This is a genomic window from Halomonas sp. IOP_31 (assembly GCF_021151495.1).
Lineage (GTDB): Bacteria > Pseudomonadota > Gammaproteobacteria > Pseudomonadales > Halomonadaceae > Modicisalibacter > Modicisalibacter zincidurans.
Map to the genome: position 1 here is coordinate 31,562 of NZ_JAIRBP010000027.1, position 20,736 is coordinate 52,297.

The window sequence follows — 20,736 nt, forward strand, 5'->3', positions numbered from 1 at the left end:
TGCGCCTTCCAAGCCGAACTTCTTCAGCTCACTGACGGCCGCGGAGAGCGAGTGGGCAGGTTGCTGGCGCCGATAGGTTTCTCCACGTGCGCCAGCGCTGCGAGTTCACCGGTCCAGTTCGTTGGCTGAATGCTCTCTCAGGAAAACCTTCAACGCCTGGTTCATGCGCGTCTGCCAGCCGGGCCCGGTGTCCCGGAAGGCTTCGATAACATCCGGGTCGAGGCGCAGGCTCACCTGGGCCTTGCGGCGTTCGGCAACAGGCCGGCCGCGCCTGGGCGTGAGCATCTCTTCGGCGGCTTGCTCCCCGAAGATCTCTGGCAGCGCCTCGCAAGCCGGCCTGGCTCGGCGGAAATCATCGTCGGTCCATTCCGGGGCTTCGTCGTCAATTCTTTCGGTTCATCGCACTTTGCCGGGAAATGCGGCACAGGTCATCGCGAACCAGCTCCCTCCCACAGCCCCCTGCCGGTTAGCTTGCCCTTGTGGGAGGGAATTTATTCCCGATGGCGGCGGGCACTGTACCTCCCCGGCCATGCCGGGCGCCTGCGGCGCCAATCGCGAACCACTTCCCTCCCACCGGCGTCCCCATGCTCCAGTGGGCCATCCAGGCTGGTTTGCGTGGGAGAGAGTTTATTCCCAATAGCGGGGCCTTAACGTTTCACGCTGATCCGCGAAGAACCCAAAAAAAGGCCACCGCTCTGATGAGCTAAGTGGCCGTTTTTTATTGAGATTCTCTGGTCGGAGTAGCAGGATTCGAACCTACGACCTCTGCCTCCCGAAGGCAGCGCTCTACCAAGCTGAGCTATACTCCGACGCGGTTGGGCGTGCGCCTCAACGGAGGTGCATTATACGCACTGCCAGGCGCTTGGCAACCCCCGTGCAGTGCTCAGGATTGCCGGTCCACGGCCAGCCGGGCGAGCTCCGCCATGGTGTCGCGATAGCGGCTCGGCGCCAGCGTATCGAGCTGTTTCAGCGCACGCTCGGCCATCTCCTCGGCACGCGCGCGGGTGTATTCGAGCGCGCCGGTGGCGTGGACGATGGTCAGGACCTCGGCGAGCTGATCGAGGCCGCCCTGGCGAATCGCCCGGCGGATCAGCTTGGCCTGCTCGGGGCTGCCTTCGCGGATGGCGTGAATCAGCGGCAGGGTGGGTTTGCCCTCGGCCAGGTCGTCGCCGACGTTCTTGCCCATGGTATCGGCGTCGCCCTGATAATCGAGCAGGTCGTCGATCAGTTGAAAGGCGAGTCCTAGATAGCGCCCATAAAGGCGCAGCGCCTCTTGTTGCTCGGCACTGCCGTCGGCGAGGATCGCGCCGCTGTGCGAAGCGGCCTCGAACAGCATCGCCGTCTTGCCGTGGATGGTGTCGAAGTAGGCGGTCTCGTCGATGTCCGGATTGCCGACATTGGTCAGCTGCAGCACCTCGCCCTCGGCGATCGTGCAGGTGGCCGCCGACAGCACTTCCATGACCCGCATCGAGCCGACCTCGACCATCATCTGGAACGAGCGCGAATAGAGAAAGTCGCCGACCAGTACCGACGGTGCGTTGCCCCAGTGTTCGTTGGCGGTGGTGCGCCCGCGGCGCAGGCTGGATTCGTCGACCACGTCGTCATGCAGCAGCGTCGAGGTGTGCATGAACTCGATCAGCGTGGCGAGCGTTATGTGCTTGTCGCCGTCATAGCCGAGCGCACGCGCCGACAGCAGGACCAGCAGCGGGCGCAGGCGCTTGCCGCCGCTCTCGATGATGTAATGGCCGATGGTCTCGACGAGCGGAACCCGCGAGTTCAGCTGGGCGAGCACGGCGCGGTCGACGGCGGCGAAATCCTCGGCCACCGCTGCATGGATAGGCGATGCGTTGAGTTGCATGTAGTGGCTGTCTGTCAGGGAGTTGGCGAAACCCGGGATGCGCGTTCGGTGTTTCTTCGAGGCGCCGTGTGGGTCGCTCTTGCCCCCGGCGCCGGCCATGGCTTGCCCGCTATGCTATGAGGGGGGGTGGGGGGCGTCAAGGCGAGGCGTGACGCGGCGCGGCATGCGCGCGATCCCCTTGTAGATTCGTCCACGGATGGTTATAATCCGCGACCCTAACTCATCATGCTCCCTGTCAGATGGCTGCCAAAAGGGGCGCCACTCGCCGCAGGCCGATGAAGAGCCCATCCCCGATGAGTGTCTGGAGACGAAGTATGTACGCTGTTATCAAGAGTGGCGGTAAGCAATACCGCGTCCAGGAAGGCCAGACCCTGAAGCTCGAGAAGCTTGAAGTGGCCACCGGCGACAGCCTGGATTTCGACCAGGTGCTGCTGGTCGCCGATGGCGACGACGTCAAGGTCGGCGCGCCGCTGGTCGATGGTGCCAAGGTATCCGCCGAGGTCGTGTCCCACGGCCGTGGCGACAAGGTCACCATCATCAAGTTCCGTCGTCGCAAGCACTCCATGCGTCGTCAGGGCCACCGTCAGTGGTTCACCGAAGTCAAGATCACCGGGATTTCCGCCTGAGCGGTAGCACTCCCCTGAACCTGCGAGGACTTTGCAATGGCTCATAAGAAGGCAGCCGGTAGTACACGTAACGGTCGCGATTCCGAATCCAAGCGCTTGGGCGTCAAGCTGTTCGGCGGCCAGGCCGTGGCCCCGGGCAACATCATCGTCCGTCAGCGCGGCACGCGCTTCCACGCCGGCACCGGCGTGGGCATCGGCAAGGATCACACCCTGTTCGCACTGGACGAAGGCGTGATCAAGTTCGAGACCAAGGGTCCGAAGAACCGCAAGTTCGTGAGCGTCGTCTCCGCCTGAGACCCCTCTCGAACGAGCACTGAAAAGGCCCCGCCAGCGCGGGGCCTTTTCGTATATGGCGGCCATCGCCGCCCGGAGAATGTCAGATGCAGTTCGTCGATGAAGCCTCGATCATCGTGGAAGCCGGCAATGGCGGCAACGGTTGCCTGAGTTTCCGCCGCGAGAAGTACGTGCCCAAGGGCGGTCCCGATGGCGGCGATGGCGGTCATGGCGGCAGCGTCTACCTGATCGGTGACGACGCGCTGAACACCCTGATCGATTTCAAGTACCAGCGCTTCTACAAGGCCCAGAACGGCCAGCCGGGCCAGGGTCGCCAGATGAGCGGCAAGGCCGGCGACGAGCTGCACGTCAAGGTGCCGGTGGGCACCACGGTGATCGACGAGGACACCCTCGAGGTGATCGCCGACGTCACCGAGATCGGCCAGGTGGTGCTGGTCGCCCAGGGTGGCCGTCGCGGGCTGGGCAACATCCACTTCAAGTCATCGACCAATCGCGCGCCGCGGCGCACCACGCCGGGCACGCCGGGCGAGCGCCGCAACCTGCGCCTGGAGATGAAGGTGATGGCCGATGTCGGCCTGCTGGGCATGCCCAACGCCGGCAAGTCGACGCTGATCCGCGCGGTGTCGGCGGCCAAGCCCAAGGTCGCCAACTACCCGTTCACCACGCTGGTGCCCAATCTGGGGGTGGTCAAGCTGGGCACCCACGAGCACTTCGTGATGGCCGACGTGCCGGGGTTGATCGAGGGCGCCTCCGACGGCGCGGGGCTGGGGCTGCGCTTCCTCAAGCACCTGACCCGCACGCGGCTGCTGTTGCATGTGGTCGATGTCGCGCCATTCGACGAATCGGACCCGGTGGAGTCGGCCCGGGCCATCGCCCGCGAACTCGAGCAGTTCTCCCCGGCGCTGGCCGAGCGGCCGCGCTGGCTGGTACTCAACAAGCTCGATTTGCTGCACGAGGACGAACGCGAGACGCGCGCCCAGGCGATCGTCGACGCGCTGGACTGGCAGGGCCCGGTGTTTCGCATTTCGGCGATCGCCGGCGAGGGCACCGCGCCGCTGGTCCAGGCGGTCTATCGCTGGCTGACCGAGCAGCGCCGGCTCGAAGCCGAGGACGAGGCGGCCGCCGAGCTGGAGCGCGAGATGCGCGCGCGCATGGAAGCCGAGGCGGTGGCACGTGCCGAGGCGCGGCTGAGTCGCAAGCGCAAGCCGGTCGAGGCCGATCAGGACGATGACGACGACTTCGACGACGATGATTATGATGTCGAGGTCGAGTACGCCCCCTGAGGTGGAGAGTCGGATGGAGAGCAACGAGCGGGCACCGGGCCGCGAGGCGCTGAGCGGCGCGCGCCGGGTGGTGGTCAAGATCGGCAGTGCGCTGCTGACCAACGACGGTCGTGGCCTCGACGAGGCCGCCATCGGTGGCTGGGTCGATCAGATCGCCGCCCTGCACGCCCGCGGCATCGAGGTGGTGCTGGTCTCGTCCGGCGCGGTGGCGGCGGGCATGGCCCGGCTGGGCTGGAGCGTGCGGCCATCGGCGGTCCACGAGCTGCAGGCCGCGGCGGCGGTGGGTCAGACCGGCCTGGCGCAATGCTACGAAGGGCATTTCGCGCGCCACGGGCTGCGCAGCGCCCAGATCCTGCTGACCCACGACGATCTGTCCAACCGCAAGCGCTACCTGAACGCCCGCTCGGCGCTGCGCACGCTGGTCGCTCTGCGCGTGGTGCCGGTGATCAACGAGAACGACACCGTGGTTACCGACGAGATCCGCTTCGGCGACAACGATACCCTGGGCGCGCTGGTCGCCAACCTGCTCGAGGCCGAGGCGCTGGTGATCCTCACCGATCAGGAGGGGCTGTTCGATGCCGACCCGCGCCACAGTCCCACCGCGCAGCTGATTCACGAGGGCCGCGCCGGCGATCCGCAGCTGGCCGCGGTGGCCGGCGGCGGCGGGGCGCTGGGACGCGGCGGGATGGCCACCAAGATTCGCGCGGCGCGGCTGGCGGCGCGCTCCGGGGCGGTCACGGCGATCGCCGGCGGTCGCCAGGCCGAGGTGCTGACCCGGCTGGTCGACGGCGAACGCCTGGGTACCTTGCTGCGCCCCGAGCATGCACCGCTGGCGGCGCGCAAGCGCTGGCTGGCCGGGCAACTGCAGGTGTGCGGCAGCCTGACGCTGGATGCCGGCGCGGTCAGCGTGCTGCGCGATCGCGGTTCGAGTCTGCTGCCGGTCGGCGTCAAGGCGGTCAGCGGTCGGTTCGTGCGCGGCGACATGGTGGTCTGCGTCGACGAGCAGGGCGAGCGGGTCGCCAAGGGGCTGGTCAACTACGGCAGCGACGAGGCGGCGCGGATCGTCGGCCGGCCGAGTCACCAGATCGAGGCGATCCTCGGCTACATGGAAGCCCCGGAGCTGATTCACCGCGACAATCTGGTGGTCATCTAACCCTTGCAGGCCAGGCGTCATGCGTTCTGTGGCAAGCCACGCTGGCGCGTGATAGAATGCCGCATCCTCTCAGACATGGCCCGTGACCAACGCATTCGCTGCGGCATGGCCAGACCGGTTTGGAAGTATCTGATTACCGAATCGGATCAAACACTTACACCGCATTTTATGGTTCTCCAAGGAGATTACGGTGGCGAATACCAAGCAAGCAAAAAAGCGTGCCCGTCAGGCCGAACAGCGTCGCAAGCACAACGCCAGTCAGCGCTCGATGGTGCGTACCTACATCAAGCGCGTGATCAAGGCGGTGCAGGGCGGCGATCATGCCCAGGCCATGGATGCCTTCAAGGCGGCGCAGCCGGTCATCGACCGCATCGCCGACAAGGACGCGATTTCCAAGAAGAAGGCCGCGCGCCTGAAGAGCCGCCTCAACAAGCGGGTCAAGGCGCTGGCTGCGTAAGCCGGACGTCGCTGCGGTGCCCCGCCCGGCCCAACGGGCGGCGGGGGACTCGAGAAAAACCGGCTGCGGCCGGTTTTTTTGTGCATGCCGTTTGCCGAGGCGGGGTGATGAGCCCGCGCACGAGCTAGGACACGGAAAGGGATGAGCACGGTGCAGCCCGACGACGAACCCAATAGAGTCGCGCATGATGCGCAGGACGATCCAGCCTCGCTGGATGCCCCGGCCGCTGGCGATGCCGCGCCGAGCGATGCGGCACCGGGCGCCGTAGCGGGGCGTGCGACGCCGGCGAGCGGCGGCCTGCTGCGCTCGGGGATGGTGGTCAGTGCGATGACCATGCTGTCGCGGGTACTCGGGCTGGCGCGGGACGTGACGATCGCCGCGCTGTTCGGCGCCGGCAGCGGCGCGGATGCGTTCTTCGTCGCCTTCAAGATTCCCAACTTCCTGCGGCGGCTGTTCGCCGAGGGCGCGTTCAACCAGGCGTTCGTGCCGGTGCTCTCGGAATACGCCTCCCGGCGTGCCCGCGAAGAAGTGCGCGAGCTGCTCGACGCCGTGGCCGGCAGTCTGGCGGTGGTGCTGGCGTTGATGACCGCGCTGGCGATCGTGCTGGCGCCCTGGCTGGCGCTGATCTTTGCCCCGGGCTTTGCCCGCGATCCCGACAAGCTGGCGCTGACCGCCGAGATGCTGCGGCTGACCTTCCCCTATCTGCTGCTGATCTCGCTGACGGCGTTCTCGGGCAGCGTGCTCAATACCTGGAATCGCTTCGCGGTGCCGGCGTTCACGCCGGTGCTGCTCAATCTGGCGCTGATCGGCGCAGCGGTGGCGCTGACGCCGTGGATGAGCGTGCCGTCGATGGCGCTGGCCTGGGGCGTGCTGATCGCCGGCGCCGCCCAGCTGGCGTTCCAGGTGCCGTTCCTGGCCCGGCTGGGGCTGCTGCCGCGACCCTGGCCGAACTTCCGTCATCCCGGCGTCCGGCGCATCCTGTGGCTGATGGCGCCGGCGCTGTTCGGCGTCTCGGTGTCGCAGATCAACCTGTTGCTGGATACCGTGCTGGCCTCGCTGCTCGCCGACGGCAGCGTGTCGTGGCTTTATTATTCGGATCGTCTGGTGGAGCTGCCGCTGGGCGTGTTCGGCGTGGCGCTGGGCACGGTGATCCTGCCGGCACTGTCCAGGCGCCACGCCGAACGCTCGGCCGAACACTTCGCGCAGATGCTCGACTGGGCGCTGCGCGCGGTGCTGCTGCTGGGCCTGCCGGCGGCGCTGGCATTGGAGGTGCTCGCCGAACCGCTGCTGGTCAGCCTGTTCCACTACGGGGCGATGACCGATCGCGATATCGCCATGGCGGCGATGAGCCTGCGCGCCTATGCCCTGGGGCTGGTCGCCTTCATGCTGATCAAGGTGCTGGCGCCGGGCTACTTCGCCCGCCAGGACACCGCCACGCCGGTCAAGATCGGGGTGGTCGCGATGATCGCCAACATGATCCTCAATCTGGCCTTGATCCTGCCGCTGGCCCACGCCGGGCTGGCGCTGGCCACCGCGCTGTCGGCGTTTCTCAACGCCGGGCTGCTGGCGCGCGGGCTGCGTCGTCGCGGGGTGCTGGCGTTTCAGCCCGGCTGGGGGCGCTTTGCCTTGCAGTTGCTGGGCGGCTGCACGCTGATGACGCTGGCGTTGTGGTGGTTCGCGCCGGACTGGCAGGTATGGCTGGAGTGGGGCGTATGGCGCCGGGCCGGCACATTGGCCGCGCTGGTGACGGGAGGCGCCGGGGTGTACTTCGCCTGGCTGGCAGCGACCGGCGTGCGCGTGCGCCACTTCAAGCTGCGCAGCTGAGTTCGCCGGCGATAGCCTGCCGTTGATATGCAGTGCGGCGGCTGTCAAGGCCACCCCCCTTCGTTATAATCGAAGGCTTTCCCGGTGCTTGATGGGCTATTTCCGAACGTGAAGGACGTATGCAACTGATTCGCGGCTTGCACAATTTGACGGCGGAGCATCGGGGGTGCGTGGCGACCATCGGCAATTTCGATGGCGTGCACCGCGGGCACCAGGCGATCCTTGACCAGCTGCGCGACCGTGCCGCCGCGCTGGGACGGCCGGTGACGGTGGTGATCTTCGAGCCGCAGCCGCGCGAATACTTCGCCGGCGACCAGGCGCCGCCGCGGCTCACCCGGCTGCGCGACAAGGTCCGCCTGCTCGCCGAACACGGCGCCGAGCGGGTGGTCTGCCTGCCATTCAACGAGACGCTGCGCAGCCTGACCGCGCGGGCGTTCATCGATAGGGTGCTGGTCGACGGGCTGGGCGTCCGCCATCTGGTGGTGGGCGACGATTTCCGCTTCGGCTGCGACCGGGTCGGCGACTTCGCGCTGCTGCGCGAGGTTGGCGAGGCACGCGGCTTCGTCGTCGAGCATACCCGCACCTTCGTGCTCGACGACGAGCGGGTTTCGAGTTCGCGGGTGCGCACGCTGCTGGCCAGCGGCAACTTCGCCCAGGCCCAGCGCATGCTGGGCCGGCCCTATCGGCTGGCGGGACGCGTGGTGCGCGATCAGCAACTGGGCCGCACGATCGGCGTGCCCACCGCCAACCTGCCGCTGCTGCCCGGGCCGATGGCGCTGCGCGGCGTGTATGCCGTGCTCACCCGCCTCGCCGATGGGCGCGAGTTCACCGGCGTCGCCAACATCGGCTGGCGGCCGACGGTGGGCACGCCGCGGCCGGTACTCGAGGTGCATCTGTTCGATTTCGACGGCGATCTCTACGGCCAGCGCATCACCGTGGTGCCCTGCGCGCGGCTGCGCGGCGAGCTGACCTTCGACGGGCTCGAGGCGCTCAAGCGCCAGATTCATCGCGACCAGGCGCGGGCGCGGAACTATTTCCGCGACATCGCACTGCCGGGAGACGCTTCTCCGGGCGACGCCTCGCCGGGCGCGGCGGACGACGCGACGTGGCACTCCTTTCTGGCATCGGCGCCGCTGGCGGCGATGCCGGCGACTTCCGAATTCCCGGCGGCGGGAGCCGCCGACAACGACGACGGCTGACTCCAAGGCTATGAGCGACTACAAGCACACCCTCAACCTGCCAGAAACCGACTTCCCGATGCGCGGCAATCTGCCCAAGCGGGAACCGGCGCGCCTCGCGCGCTGGCAGGAGCTCGATCTCTACCAGCGGCTGCGCGAGACCGGGCAGGGGCGCGAATCCTTCGTGCTCCACGATGGCCCTCCCTACGCCAATGGCAGCATCCATATCGGTCACGCCGTCAACAAGATCCTCAAGGACATCATCGTCAAGGCCAAGGGCCTGGCGGGTTTCGACGCGCCCTACGTGCCGGGCTGGGATTGCCACGGGCTGCCCATCGAGCACAAGATCGAGACCACTCATGGCAAGCATCTGCCGCCGGAGCAGGCCCGCGCGCTGTGCCGCGAGTACGCCGGCGAGCAGATCCAGGGCCAGCGTGCGGATTTCGAGCGCCTCGGGGTGGTCGGCGACTGGGCGCATCCCTACCGCTCGATGGACTTCGCCAACGAGGCCGGCGAGGTGCGTGCGCTGGCCGAGATGGTCCGCCACGGTTACGTGTTCAAGGGGCTCAAGCCGGTCAACTGGTGCTTCGATTGCGGTTCGGCGCTGGCCGAGGCCGAGGTCGAGTATGCCGACAAGCAGTCCGATGCCATCGACGTGGCCTTTGCCTGCGCCGACGACGCCAAGCTGGCCGCGGCGTTCGGTCTGAGCGCATTGCCCAAGTCCGCCGCCGCGGTGATCTGGACCACCACGCCGTGGACCATTCCCGCCAACCAGGCGCTCAACGTGCACCCGGCGTTCAGCTACGCGCTGGTCGATGTCGGCGAGCGGCTGTTGCTGCTGGCCGAGGAGCTGGTGGAGAGCTGTCTGGCGCGTTTCGGCCTGCACGGCGAGGTGATCGCCACCGCCCAGGGCGAGGCGCTGGATCTGATCGAATTCCGCCACCCATTCTACGATCGCCGCTCGCCGATCTACCTGGCGGATTACGTGGGCATCGACGAGGGCAGCACCGGCATCGTCCATTCGGCACCGGCCTACGGCTTGGACGACTTCGTGACCTGCCGTGCCCACGGCATGGCGTTCAGCGAGATCGAGAGCCCGGTACAGGGCAACGGCGTCTACGTCGACGAGCTGCCGCTGTTCGGCGGCCAGATGATCTGGAAGGCCAACCCGCAGATCGTCGCCAAGCTCGAGGAGGTCGGCGCGCTGCTGGCCCATCAAAAGATCACCCACAGCTACATGCATTGCTGGCGGCACAAGACGCCGGTGATCTACCGTGCCACCGCGCAGTGGTTCGTGGGCATGGACATCCGCGGCGCGGACGGCAGGACGCTGCGCGAGTGCGCGCTGGACGGCATCGAGGCGACCCAGTTCGTGCCGGCCTGGGGCAAGGCGCGGCTGCACTCGATGATCGCCAACCGTCCCGACTGGTGCATCTCGCGCCAGCGCAACTGGGGCGTGCCGATCCCGTTCTTCCTGCACAAGGCGAGCGGCGAGCTGCACCCGCGCACCCTCGAGCTGATGGAGGCGGCAGCCGAGCGCATCGAGGCCGAGGGCATCGACGCCTGGTTTCGTCTCGACCCCGCCGAGCTGCTCGGCGACGAGGCCGGTGACTACGAGAAGGTCACCGATACCCTCGACGTGTGGTTCGACTCCGGCACCACCCACTGGCATGTGCTGCGCGGCTCCCATGCGCTGGGCCACGCGCAGGGCCCGCGTGCCGACCTGTACCTGGAAGGCTCCGACCAGCACCGCGGCTGGTTTCACTCGTCGCTGCTGACCGGCTGCGCGATCGACGGCCATCCGCCCTACAAGGGGCTGCTGACCCACGGTTTCACCGTCGACGCCCAGGGCCGCAAGATGTCCAAGTCGGTGGGCAACGTGATCGCCCCGCAGGAGGTGATGGACAAGCTCGGTGCCGACATCCTGCGGCTGTGGGTCGCCTCCACCGATTACTCCGGCGAGATGGCGGTCTCCGACGAGATATTGAAGCGTACCGCAGACGTCTACCGGCGTATCCGCAATACCGCGCGCTTCCTGCTCGCCAACCTCAACGGCTTCGACCCGGAGCGCGACGCCATCGCCTTCGGCGACATGCTGGCGCTCGACCAGTGGGTGGTCGATCGCGCCGCCCAGCTGCAGACGCGCATCGAGGAGGCGTACGAGGAATACCGCTTCCTCGACGTCCACCAGCAGGTGCACACCTTCTGCTCGCGGGAGCTGGGCGGCTTCTATCTCGACGTGATCAAGGATCGCCAGTACACCACCCAGGCCGATTCGCTGGCCCGGCGCAGTTGCCAGACCGCGCTCTACAACGTGGTCGAGGCGCTCGCCCGCTGGGTTGCGCCGATTCTCTCCTTCACCGGCGAGGAGATCTACGAGCACATCCCCGGCGAGCGCCAGCCGAGCGTGCTGCTCGAGCGCTTCTACACCGGGCTGAGCACGCTTGACGAGGGCGCCGCGTTCGGTCGCGACTTCTGGGAGCGGGTGCTGCAGGTCAAGCAGGCGGTCAACAAGTGCCTGGAAGATGCGCGCAACGCCAAACAGATCAAGAACGGCCTGGCCGCCGAAGTCACCCTCTACGCCAGCGACGAGCTGCGCGAGACGCTGGGCCGGTTGGGCGACGAGCTGCGCTTCGTGCTGCTGACCAGCGAGGTGCACCTGGCCTCGCAAGAGGCCGACGGCGCGACCCAGGCCGAAGCCAGCGAGCTCGAGGGCCTGCGGGTCGCGGTCGCTCCCAGCGCGCACGCCAAGTGCGAGCGTTGCTGGCAACATCGTCCGGACGTCGGCAGCCACGCCGAGCATCCGGACCTGTGCGGGCGTTGCATCAGCAACCTGCCGCACGGCCCCGGGGAGACGCGCCGCTATGCCTGACATGCGGCCTGAGCCCGGCAATGCGCATGAGCCCGGTGCGTCCACCGAAACCGGCGGCGATCACCAGCCGGCATCCGCGCCGATGCGCCGGCCGCTGCGCTGGCTGTGGCTGTCGCTGCTGGTCGTGGTGCTCGATCTGGGCAGCAAGGCGCTGGCCAGCAACCTGCTGATCTATGGGCAGCCGGTGGAGCTGCTGCCGGTCTTCGACCTGACGTTGCTGTACAACACCGGCGCGGCGTTCAGCTTTCTGGCCACGTCCGGCGGCTGGCAGCGTTGGCTGTTCGCGCTGCTCGCGGTGGGCGCCAGCGTCGGCCTGAGCATCTGGCTGACCCGGCTGAAACGTGGCGAGGTGCTGCTGGCCGGCTCGCTGGCACTGATCATCGGCGGCGCGCTGGGCAATCTCTATGATCGCCTGGTGCGCGGCTATGTGGTGGATTTTCTCTCCTTCCACTGGTCAAACAGCTATTACTTTCCCGCCTTCAACCTGGCCGACACGGCCATCACCCTGGGGGCGATCGGGCTGATTATCGAAACCCTGCGTGATGCCCGGCGTCCAAGGGCCTGATACGCCCCAAGTGGCCGAATATGCAAAGTGGAGCGCGATGAGATGAGTGAATACCGGATCGGCGAGGGCATGGAAGTCACCCTGCACTTCACCCTCAAGCTCGAGGACGGCACGGTGGTCGATTCCACCCGCGACAAGCAGCCGGCGACGTTCCAGGTCGGCGACGGCAACCTACCGCCGGGCTTCGAGGCGCCGCTGACGGGCCTGACCGACGGCGAGACCGGCAGCTACGAGATCTCGCCGGAACATGCCTTCGGCCAGCACAACCCGCAGAACATCCAGTCGTTGCCGCGCGACAGTTTCGACGACACCGACGAGCTGGAAGAGGGCCTGGTGATGTCGTTCGCCGACCCGGCGGGCGGCGAGTTGCCGGGAGTGATCGCCGAGATCGGCGACAAGCGCGTCGAGGTGGACTTCAATCACCCGCTGGCGGGGCGTACCCTGACCTTCGACGTCGAGGTGATCGAGGTGCGGCCGGCGACGACCCACTGAGCCGCCGCGTAGCGCTTTTCATAGACATACACCGCCATTGATACCGCGCGTATCGAGCGAGGCAGACATGCAGATCAAGTTGGCCAATCCCCGCGGCTTCTGCGCGGGCGTCGATCGGGCGATCGATATCGTCAACCGGGCGCTCGACGTGCTGGGCCCACCCATCTACGTGCGCCACGAAGTCGTGCACAACCGCTTCGTGGTCGACTCGTTGCGCGAACGCGGGGCGATCTTCGTCGACGAGCTCGACGAGGTGCCCGACGACGTCACGGTGATCTTCTCGGCGCATGGCGTGTCGCGTGGCGTTCAGCAGGAGGCCGAGCGGCGCGGGCTGAAAATCTTCGACGCCACCTGCCCGCTGGTCACCAAGGTGCACATGGAAGTGCTGCGCTACGCCAAGCGTGGTCAGGAGTGCATCCTGATAGGCCATGCCGGTCACCCCGAGGTGGAAGGCACCATGGGCCGCTACGACACCTCGCACGGCGGCGCCGTCTACCTGGTCGAGGACGAGGCCGACGTCGCCGCCCTCGAGGTCAAGGACCCCCAGCGGCTGGCCTTCGTCACCCAGACGACGCTGTCGATGGACGACACCGCGCGAGTGATCGATGCCCTGCGCGCCAAGTTTCCGGCCATCCAGGGGCCGCGCAAGGACGACATCTGCTACGCCACCCAGAACCGCCAGGACGCGGTACGCGAATTGGCCGCCGAGTCCGACCTGGTGCTGGTGGTGGGCAGCGTCAACAGTTCCAACTCCAACCGCCTGCGCGAACTCGCCGAGCGCATGGGCACGCCGGCCAAGTTGATCGACGACGCCAGCCTGATCGAACCGGAGTGGCTGGAAGGCGTCGAGCGCATCGGCATCACCGCCGGCGCCAGCGCCCCCGAGGTGCTGGTCAAGGGGGTGATAGAACGGCTGCGCGCACTGGGCGCCGAGGTCCCCGAGGAACTCGAAGGCCGCGAGGAGAACATTACCTTCTCCATGCCGAAGGAGCTGAGAGAGCAGGTCATCGTCAGCGACTGAGACAATTCCCTCCTCGAACGTTGAAAAGTCGGGCATATGCCCGACTTTTTTATGGATTAATCCCTGACGCGCTGCGCTAGACTGATACATATTGAAACAATACCGTCGCCGTTCGAGGACTCCCTGTGCGCCAAGCCGGCTTCACTCTGATCGAACTGCTCGTGACGATAGCTCTAGTTGCCATCGTGGCAGGTATAGCAGTGCCTAACTTTTCAGGATTGGTGAGCGAAAACAGGTTGTCAGCATTGACTACAAATCTTAATGCTGCTCTACGACTTGCTCGTAGCGAAGCGATTAAGCGCAACCAGCGTTTGACGCTATGTGGGATAGTCAAATGTGACGGCGATTTCAGTGCCGGCTGGCAGCTAAAGACGACAATCAATAGCGATCCGCCCTTGCGAGAGCAAGCCTTCGATGACAATTCGGCGAGCGCAGTGGGCGAGGCTCCCTTCGTATTCAACCCACTCGGGGAATTGGCGCCCGGTAGTGGCCAGTGTCTCGTAGTCAGTGTGGGCGGTGCCAGTCAGGCGCTGCAAGCTACGCCGAGTGGGGCCATTCGATCGATAGAGACCTGCCCATGATCGTTTCTCGCCAAACGGGTGTGTCATTGCTTGAGGTCTTGATTTCGCTGCTTGTGCTGGCGATCGGGATCTTGGGGATAGTGGCATTACAAACCAAATCACTTGCGCTGGTGCAGGAAGCCTACTGGCGGGGTCAGGCAGTAGGCCTTGCATATGACTTGGGGGACCGTTTACGAGCCAACTCTAGCCAGCTGTCAGGTTATGCCACCGACATGGACGATGATGCCCCTCAAGGCAGTGGCTTGGTCAACATAGATCTGGCGGGATGGCTAAACGATTTAAACGCTATCTTACCTAATGGTGACGGCAGCGTAGCAATCGATGGCGATCAGGTAACAATTACAGTCCAGTGGAACGCTTCGCCACGACTGGAGGGAACTTTGCAGTCCTCTGTGACGAAGGTAAATTTATGAGCCGTTACTCACCGATTTTGCCAAGACATCAACGAGGGTTGACCCTCGTCGAGCTGATGATTTCGTTGGTCTTGGGACTATTAATTACCGCGGGTATTTATCAGCTATTCAATGTTACGCAGCGGACATACCGTTTTGAGCAGGCAGTGGCTGATGTTCAGGAAAATGGCCGTTTCCTGATTAACGTTTTTCAGCGCGAACTCCGCCATTCAGGGTTTCCGCCAGCCTGCCAAGGCGCGTCAGGCCCTGGAGAGTCGCTAACGCTCAACCTCCAATCAAGCAAAAAGACAAAGGAAGCTATTTTTCCCGATGGCCGCTTTGATGCAATCGGAGGCTGGTCAGAACGGCCTGCAGAAGGAGGGTATGCGCAGCAACTTGATTCTGGCGATTATCAAAAAGGAGATGCTTTATTAGTTCATCATGCCGCTAACCCGGCTGGTCTAGTCGTGGATGAACCCATTAACATAGGTGATAAAGATATAACATTGGCAGAAGGGGCGAGCGTCAAAGCGGGTGATATCTTCGCCTTGGCTTTTCAGAACCGGTGCGAGGTGATTGAAAATACCCAAGATGGTAAACTTATAGTTCCGAGTGGCTTTTCATATGGATTTCCTCCCGAAGATGACGGCACTTGGATTGGCGCCCTGGTCGGAGATATTTATTACATCGGCTGGGATGATCCGCGACAGGAACCGGGATTGCGCCGATTGAATCTTCTTACCGGACAAAGTGAAACCTTGGCCAGCCCGGTTGTTGACCTGGAAGTGCGCTATTTGGTTGATGATAATTACCAGGAGGCCCCAGATAAAGGTGATTGGAATAAGATAACGGCGGTCAGGGTGAGCCTGCTATTACGGGGGGCAACGCGAAATGTTCTTGAAACACCGGCTCAGGTTAAAGCAGGTGATATCGACTTCATGGCGCCTGACGACGACCTGCGTCTCTACCAGGGTTTTACCACGACGGTAGCGTTGCGTAACCGGCTGATGGAGGGGAAGCAGTGACAGCATCCCTTTATGACTTGCCGACACGACGATCTCAACAGGGGGTCGTGCTTGTCGTGTCGCTAATATTTCTACTTTTGTTGAGTTTGCTGGGACTTGCCTCTATCCAAAGTGCAACCTTGCAAGAGCGCATGGCAGGTAATCAGCGTGATCACGATATGGCCTTTCAGGCTGCGGAGGCGGCATTGCGCTGGGCGGAGAGCCAGGCAAAGAAAGGCAATGCCATCAATGACACGGCTTGGTCAGAAAAGAAAGAAATGGATACTTATAATTTAGGCGATATCAGGTTGAACCGTAATCCCCAGTATTATATATGGTCGGGAGGGCAGGCCGTAGAAGGCGACGATAACATTAATGGTAAACCCCTCTACCAGATAACCGCAATAGGATACGGCGGATCGCCCAATAGTCGTGTGGTATTGCAAAGTTGGTACGTGCCTGATTAAAATTGAGGTTGGTTTATGCGTATAATGCGTGCCGTTATTTTATTTTCACTGAGCCTCTGCGGGTTGCTGGTGGCAGTGAACGCATGGTCCAAGAGCTTGTCTCAGACACCGCTCTCGGCGGGAGCGCGTGTTGACCCGAACTTGATGTTCATAATTGATGATTCGGGTTCGATGCGTTTCGAGATCATGCCAGAATCCAATATTGCCCTTGCATCGCGTTTTGTGTATCCAAGGGCGGAAGGTACATACCAAGTTAGGGGGTCTGAATATCAGAATAATGTGCCTACCTTTGATGAAGGCGACCCCTACAATGCCTATAGTCGTTCACCGCAGACTAACACGCTTTATTACAACCCTTCCGTTACCTATCGCCCCTGGGTAAAAGCTGATGGTGCGCGCATGGCCGATGCCTCACCACGTCAAGCGCCTGATAATCCTGTCTTTCCTGAGCGAGGGCGCCGAAACCTGACACAAGAGTCGACCGAGAGGGCAGCTCAGTGGGTAGGCAGTTGCGATACCATCACGGAGAGTGGTCCCTCTGGTTGTCAAGCTGTCATCAATTCGAAAAATAATTACTATTTATATAATTACCAGGAAACCTTCTATCCAGCAGTCTATTTCTGGTATAAAGGGGATGGGTATAATAATATAAATAATTATCGGCGCACTGAAATTCGCCCTGATAATTCTCCTTTTGTTGGAGAGGGGCGTGAAAATCGTGTGGATTGTGCTAACTCGACAGCGATGCCGGCAAGTTGTACCTACCAAGAAGAGATGCAGAATTTTGCTAACTGGTATACTTATTACCGCTCGCGGACTTTGGCAGCGCGAGCCGGGGTCGGTCAGGCTTTTTCCCAGATTGGCGCAACAGTTCGGGTCGGTTTCGATACCATAAATAGCGGTAGTTATTATGACACTGCCAATGGGAACGTTTCTGATGGAGTACGTACTTTTTACGGTCAGGGCCGCGGTCGTTTCTATGATCGGCTGTATGAACATGATGTGCCTGCAGAAGGTACTCCGTTGCGGCGCGGCTTGCAAAGAGCTGGCAATTATTATCAGTACAGGGATGAACCCTGGCGTGATGACCCTAGTTCCAACCAGAGTGTGGGCTTTCAATCCTGTCGGGCTGGCTATACGGTGTTGATGACCGATGGTTATTGGAGTGGTGGTCCTCCTGTCGGTATTGGCAATGATGATGGACAAGCCGGCCCAACGATTAACGGGGCCAGTGGGCAGAGTTACCGTTATCCGGCTAATCCGCCTTATGCTGACAACACAGCACTTACCTTGGCTGATGTGGCGATGAACTATTGGAAACGAGACTTGCGTGTTGACTTGGCCAACGATCTGCCGGTCAGCGGTCAGGATCCGGCCTTTTGGCAGCATATGACGTCCTTTGGCATTGGTTTTGGAGTCGAGGGAAACGTCAACGCCAATACTGCCTGGCAAGCGGTAGCTGATGGTTCCCCAGTGGATTGGCCCGATGCCAATGATTTTAATAGCCCGGACAGTACCCGTGCGAACCGAGCACGCCTCGATGACCTGCTGCATGCCGCAATCAATGGCCATGGCGGCTTCTTCAATGCTGCCGATCCACAATCTTTCGCCGATGGTCTCGATGCAGTACTTGGTGCTATCGTTGCTCGAGAGGAGGCTTCGGTGGTGCCGGTTGCGGTAAGTAGTGACGCCATTGACGAGGATACCAGAATGTTTTCCGCTGGTTTCCGCAGCATCGACTGGTCCGGGCAACTTAAAGGTTATCAGTTGTTGCCAGGCGGCAAGCGCAAACTTCTATGGGATGCTGAGTCTATGCTGCGAGAGCAGTCACCTGACGATCGGTTGCTGCTCACTTCAAAAGGAGGTAACGGGGTAGAGTTGGCACCTCAGAATAGCAGTTTAAGTGTTGATCAGATACGTTGGTTGAAAGGGGCTTCGGTGGATGGGATGCGAAGCCGTATCCCGGATGGCCAGAATGCCCCCAACCTGCTTGGTGATATCGTCAATAGTGCGCCCTTTCTTCTTTCGCCTCCCCAGGAAAGTCAGCGTCCTGGGGTGATATTCGTCGGCGCCAATGACGGCATGCTGCATGCATTTTCCGCTGACAGTGGAAAGGAGCTTTTCGCTTATCTTCCTAGTGAGCTTGTGACATCGGATTCCGGGCAAGCTTCGCCACTCGAATCGCTGATGCAGCCTGACTATACGCATCGTTATTTTGTCGATGGCTCGGCGGTGGCGCGCAATGTGGAAATCGATGGCGGACCTGAAGCCGTGGTAGTAGGTACGATGGGCGCGGGGGGGCGCAGTGTCTTTGCCCTCGATGTGAGTGACCCAGCCGATATGAAGCCAGAGGACGTGCTTTGGGAATTCTCGAATCCTAACTTGGGGGAAGGCGTCACTCGCCCCGCCATTTCTCGAGTAATTTATAATGGAGAGCCTCGCTGGGTTGCGTTGTTTGGTAATGGTTATAACAGTGTTTTCGGGCGTGCGAGTCTGTTCGTGGTGGACCTGGTAAGTGGCGATCTTCTCAAGCGATTTGATACCAACGTGGGCAGCCTGCAAGAGTCGAATGGCTTGGGGCCCCCCACCGCGACCCGCTGGCCCGACTACATGGGGGCGAGTACCTATGCTTACGCTGGCGATCAGCAGGGCAACATGTGGCGTTTTGATTTAACCGACCTGAAGTTTGATTTAATCGGTATAAACAACAAGTCTGTCAGGTTGCTGGCGGGGCAATCTTCTCAGCCAATTACAGCACCTCCTCAGTTAGAGTTCAAACCCGGCGACTCAAGTACATTGATGGTGCTGTTCGGTACCGGTAGCTTCCAGTTTGTTGATGACCGCAGTGACCGTAGCATACAGCGTCTCTACGGACTGGAAGACAATGGAGATGCAAACCCGGTTCCGGTGGAGGCCGAAACACCCAACCTGGCTAAGCAAGAGATTACCTCCATGACCAGGGTCGACGGCAAGCTCGTGCGTGGCGTGACTAATAAGCCGGTAGCAGAAAATCAGCGAGGTTGGTATCTGCAGTTGCCACCAGGCGAGCGGATGGTTTCGATGCCGACGCTACCTACCGGTATCTACCACCAGCGCGCACTATTCGCAACCTTGAGTCCTCTATTTGGCCAATGCTCTGCAGGCATCGATGGGTATGTGTATGGTCTGCGTATCGACACAGGGGGAAGCGGGGCGCGTGCCTTTTTCGATATTAATGGCGATAACCGGATTGATAGTGGTGACGATGTCGAGGATCAGTATGGTAATGATCAGGTAGTTTCTGCAGTACAGGGTGGTAGTGGTCAGTCTCAGGTCAGGGTAAATGATTCTAGTACTGGTAAGGACATTTCTCCCCGAGGGGATGGCCCAGACTGCCCAGCTTGCCTAGGTGGCAGACCATCACTTGGCGCAACCGGGCGCCAATCTTGGCGTCAGGTTTTCAGTTATTAGGGGTGAATATGATTAAGGCAAGCCAGGGAAAACGATGGGTTGAGCAGGGCTTCACATTAGTCGAAGTGATGATCGTGGCAGCGATTATCGCTATCCTGGCGGCTATAGCCTATCCCAGTTATCAGCGCTACGTCACTGACACTTGGCGTGGTCGTGCCACGGCTTGTCTGGCCGAACTAACCCAAGGGATGGAGCGCCGTTATACCTTAAATATGTCTTACTTGGTGGATGCTGATGAGCAATCTCTTCCATCTAACCAATGTGTTTCTGAGCTTTCTGACGAAAATCGCTATACTATTGGATTCGCAGACAAGCAGCCACAGTCTCAGACTTTTATTATCGAAGCAACGCCCAATGGAGCGCAGGCACCTGACAGCCAGTGTGGAACATTGTCGGTCGACCAGGCTGGGCAGCGGAGCGTTACGGGGAGCGGTAGTATCGGTGACTGTTTTTAGCGCTTGCATTGAGCGGTATCACCTGAACGGAGTCTACCGGTATTGCTCATTACCAGTGAGGCGGACTCTCCGTTGGTATCGCATAGCTCAAAAGTGCCGTTATATCCTCTTGGCCAACCAGTGGCAGGGATGCGAATCCAACGGTAATCATTGCGGAACCGGGTATTTGACACGTTACCTTCTGGGATGATTTTGAGGATATCGGTGTCTTGGCTAATATTGTTGCCATCGAAAGGGCCCTGAATGACGAGTAGTGGCAAAGACCAATTTTTGTTGCATGACTTTTGGTCCCGGCTAGGACATAAGGTGATTACCTGCTCTCGAGTTATCGCTGTGTTCCGGGCCAAGGCGATTGCTGATCTCAGACGTGAGAGATCTGTGACAATCGAATTGCGTGAGATGAGCTGACTGAACGAAGGGGCGACCCAGCCTAACGTAATAACCAGAATCGTTAAAGTGACCATCAATTCTATCAGGGTGAAGCCACGTTGGCGTATAAGGTGCATGCTGACCGTTTCCTTTTAATGGTGTTATTTTATGTATCAAAAGACGATAAACGTTTTAAGTTTTTTTGTTGTAAGTGAAAACGGACATTCTTTGTGAGTGATTTCTTAATCATCGGTGGCGGCGTCATCGGCATGATGTAAGCGCTCCACAAACCCCATCTTCTGCCGCTGAATAGTGTCCGTCAGACTGGTGTCACCCGATTCCAAGGAGGACACCATGACTGACCTGACCTCGACACAGGCCTTCTGGCTGGGCCA

General features: G+C 61.9%; 20 protein-coding genes and 1 tRNA gene. 17 read left to right on the forward strand and 4 right to left on the reverse strand.

The features are described 5' to 3' along the window. Nucleotides 1-105 precede the first annotated feature (105 nt). The 3 genes from K7I12_RS13230 to ispB all read right to left on the reverse strand — a co-directional run bounded on the left by K7I12_RS13230 (nucleotide 106) and on the right by ispB (nucleotide 1,858). Nucleotides 106-387, reverse strand: coding sequence for a BrnA antitoxin family protein (locus K7I12_RS13230; protein ID WP_331460593.1), 282 nt, complete (start codon nucleotides 385-387; stop codon nucleotides 106-108). Between the two features lie 345 nt (nucleotides 388-732). Beyond that, nucleotides 733-809 (reverse strand) — tRNA-Pro (locus K7I12_RS13235). A gap of 74 nt (nucleotides 810-883) precedes the next feature. Continuing rightward, nucleotides 884-1,858 (reverse strand): octaprenyl diphosphate synthase, encoded by a 975-nt coding sequence (gene ispB, locus K7I12_RS13240; protein WP_031382438.1) that lies wholly within the window; start codon nucleotides 1,856-1,858, stop codon nucleotides 884-886. A gap of 314 nt (nucleotides 1,859-2,172) precedes the next feature. Here ispB and rplU point away from each other — a divergent pair, with 314 nt between their 5' ends. The 17 genes from rplU (at nucleotide 2,173) to K7I12_RS17530 (ending at nucleotide 19,972) form a co-directional block, all read left to right on the forward strand. Then, nucleotides 2,173-2,484: a 50S ribosomal protein L21 gene (gene rplU / locus K7I12_RS13245; protein WP_031382439.1), complete on the forward strand. Its 312-nt coding sequence runs from the start codon at nucleotides 2,173-2,175 to the stop codon at nucleotides 2,482-2,484. Between the two features lie 36 nt (nucleotides 2,485-2,520). Continuing rightward, the gene (rpmA, locus tag K7I12_RS13250; protein ID WP_031382440.1) at nucleotides 2,521-2,778 is read left to right on the forward strand and encodes a 50S ribosomal protein L27; all 258 of its coding nucleotides are present in this window, start codon (nucleotides 2,521-2,523) and stop codon (nucleotides 2,776-2,778) included. Nucleotides 2,779-2,864: 86 nt separating this feature from the next. After that, on the forward strand, nucleotides 2,865-4,061 hold the full coding sequence (cgtA, locus tag K7I12_RS13255) for an Obg family GTPase CgtA (RefSeq protein ID WP_231664393.1): 1,197 nt from the start codon (nucleotides 2,865-2,867) through the stop codon (nucleotides 4,059-4,061). A gap of 13 nt (nucleotides 4,062-4,074) precedes the next feature. After that, the gene (proB, locus tag K7I12_RS13260; protein ID WP_031382442.1) at nucleotides 4,075-5,214 is read left to right on the forward strand and encodes a glutamate 5-kinase; all 1,140 of its coding nucleotides are present in this window, start codon (nucleotides 4,075-4,077) and stop codon (nucleotides 5,212-5,214) included. A gap of 190 nt (nucleotides 5,215-5,404) precedes the next feature. Then, a complete protein-coding gene (rpsT, locus tag K7I12_RS13265) occupies nucleotides 5,405-5,671 on the forward strand; it encodes a 30S ribosomal protein S20 (RefSeq protein ID WP_031382443.1) in 267 nt (88 codons plus the stop codon). 141 nt (nucleotides 5,672-5,812) lie between these two features. After that, nucleotides 5,813-7,495, forward strand: a complete 1,683-nt coding sequence (gene murJ, locus K7I12_RS13270; protein WP_084173260.1) for a murein biosynthesis integral membrane protein MurJ — start codon at nucleotides 5,813-5,815, stop codon at nucleotides 7,493-7,495. Nucleotides 7,496-7,614: 119 nt separating this feature from the next. After that, nucleotides 7,615-8,694 (forward strand): bifunctional riboflavin kinase/FAD synthetase, encoded by a 1,080-nt coding sequence (ribF, locus tag K7I12_RS13275; RefSeq protein WP_231664394.1) that lies wholly within the window; start codon nucleotides 7,615-7,617, stop codon nucleotides 8,692-8,694. Between the two features lie 10 nt (nucleotides 8,695-8,704). Next, the gene (gene ileS, locus K7I12_RS13280) at nucleotides 8,705-11,545 is read left to right on the forward strand and encodes an isoleucine--tRNA ligase (RefSeq protein ID WP_231664395.1); all 2,841 of its coding nucleotides are present in this window, start codon (nucleotides 8,705-8,707) and stop codon (nucleotides 11,543-11,545) included. A gap of 82 nt (nucleotides 11,546-11,627) precedes the next feature. Further along, nucleotides 11,628-12,110: a signal peptidase II gene (lspA, locus tag K7I12_RS13285; RefSeq protein ID WP_150113143.1), complete on the forward strand. Its 483-nt coding sequence runs from the start codon at nucleotides 11,628-11,630 to the stop codon at nucleotides 12,108-12,110. Between the two features lie 42 nt (nucleotides 12,111-12,152). After that, nucleotides 12,153-12,602 (forward strand): FKBP-type peptidyl-prolyl cis-trans isomerase, encoded by a 450-nt coding sequence (gene fkpB / locus K7I12_RS13290; RefSeq protein ID WP_031382448.1) that lies wholly within the window; start codon nucleotides 12,153-12,155, stop codon nucleotides 12,600-12,602. 67 nt (nucleotides 12,603-12,669) lie between these two features. Next, the gene (gene ispH / locus K7I12_RS13295; protein ID WP_231664396.1) at nucleotides 12,670-13,623 is read left to right on the forward strand and encodes a 4-hydroxy-3-methylbut-2-enyl diphosphate reductase; all 954 of its coding nucleotides are present in this window, start codon (nucleotides 12,670-12,672) and stop codon (nucleotides 13,621-13,623) included. Between the two features lie 125 nt (nucleotides 13,624-13,748). After that, nucleotides 13,749-14,204 carry a GspH/FimT family pseudopilin gene (locus K7I12_RS17715; protein WP_084173650.1) on the forward strand — a complete coding sequence of 152 codons (456 nt, stop codon included), beginning with the start codon at nucleotides 13,749-13,751 and terminating at the stop codon, nucleotides 14,202-14,204. Beyond that, nucleotides 14,201-14,617 carry a type IV pilus modification protein PilV gene (pilV, locus tag K7I12_RS13300; RefSeq protein ID WP_035575070.1) on the forward strand — a complete coding sequence of 139 codons (417 nt, stop codon included), beginning with the start codon at nucleotides 14,201-14,203 and terminating at the stop codon, nucleotides 14,615-14,617. The genes K7I12_RS17715 and pilV overlap by 4 nt, the downstream gene beginning before the upstream one ends. Beyond that, entirely contained in the window at nucleotides 14,614-15,621 is a 1,008-nt protein-coding gene (locus K7I12_RS13305) for a PilW family protein (RefSeq protein WP_084173652.1), read from the forward strand. The genes pilV and K7I12_RS13305 overlap by 4 nt, the downstream gene beginning before the upstream one ends. Then, nucleotides 15,618-16,067, forward strand: a complete 450-nt coding sequence (locus K7I12_RS13310) for a pilus assembly PilX family protein (RefSeq protein WP_201448159.1) — start codon at nucleotides 15,618-15,620, stop codon at nucleotides 16,065-16,067. Before K7I12_RS13305 ends, K7I12_RS13310 begins: the two co-directional genes overlap by 4 nt. A gap of 144 nt (nucleotides 16,068-16,211) precedes the next feature. Continuing rightward, complete coding sequence (locus K7I12_RS13315; RefSeq protein WP_231664397.1) at nucleotides 16,212-19,517, forward strand: pilus assembly protein; 3,306 nt, start codon at nucleotides 16,212-16,214, stop codon at nucleotides 19,515-19,517. Nucleotides 19,518-19,525: 8 nt separating this feature from the next. After that, nucleotides 19,526-19,972 carry a type IV pilin protein gene (locus K7I12_RS17530; RefSeq protein ID WP_269438677.1) on the forward strand — a complete coding sequence of 149 codons (447 nt, stop codon included), beginning with the start codon at nucleotides 19,526-19,528 and terminating at the stop codon, nucleotides 19,970-19,972. Here K7I12_RS17530 and K7I12_RS17720 read toward each other — a convergent pair. Continuing rightward, nucleotides 19,969-20,478 (reverse strand): GspH/FimT family pseudopilin, encoded by a 510-nt coding sequence (locus K7I12_RS17720; RefSeq protein ID WP_084173264.1) that lies wholly within the window; start codon nucleotides 20,476-20,478, stop codon nucleotides 19,969-19,971. The two genes, K7I12_RS17530 and K7I12_RS17720, sit on opposite strands and share 4 nt — an antisense overlap. Nucleotides 20,479-20,736 lie beyond the last annotated feature (258 nt).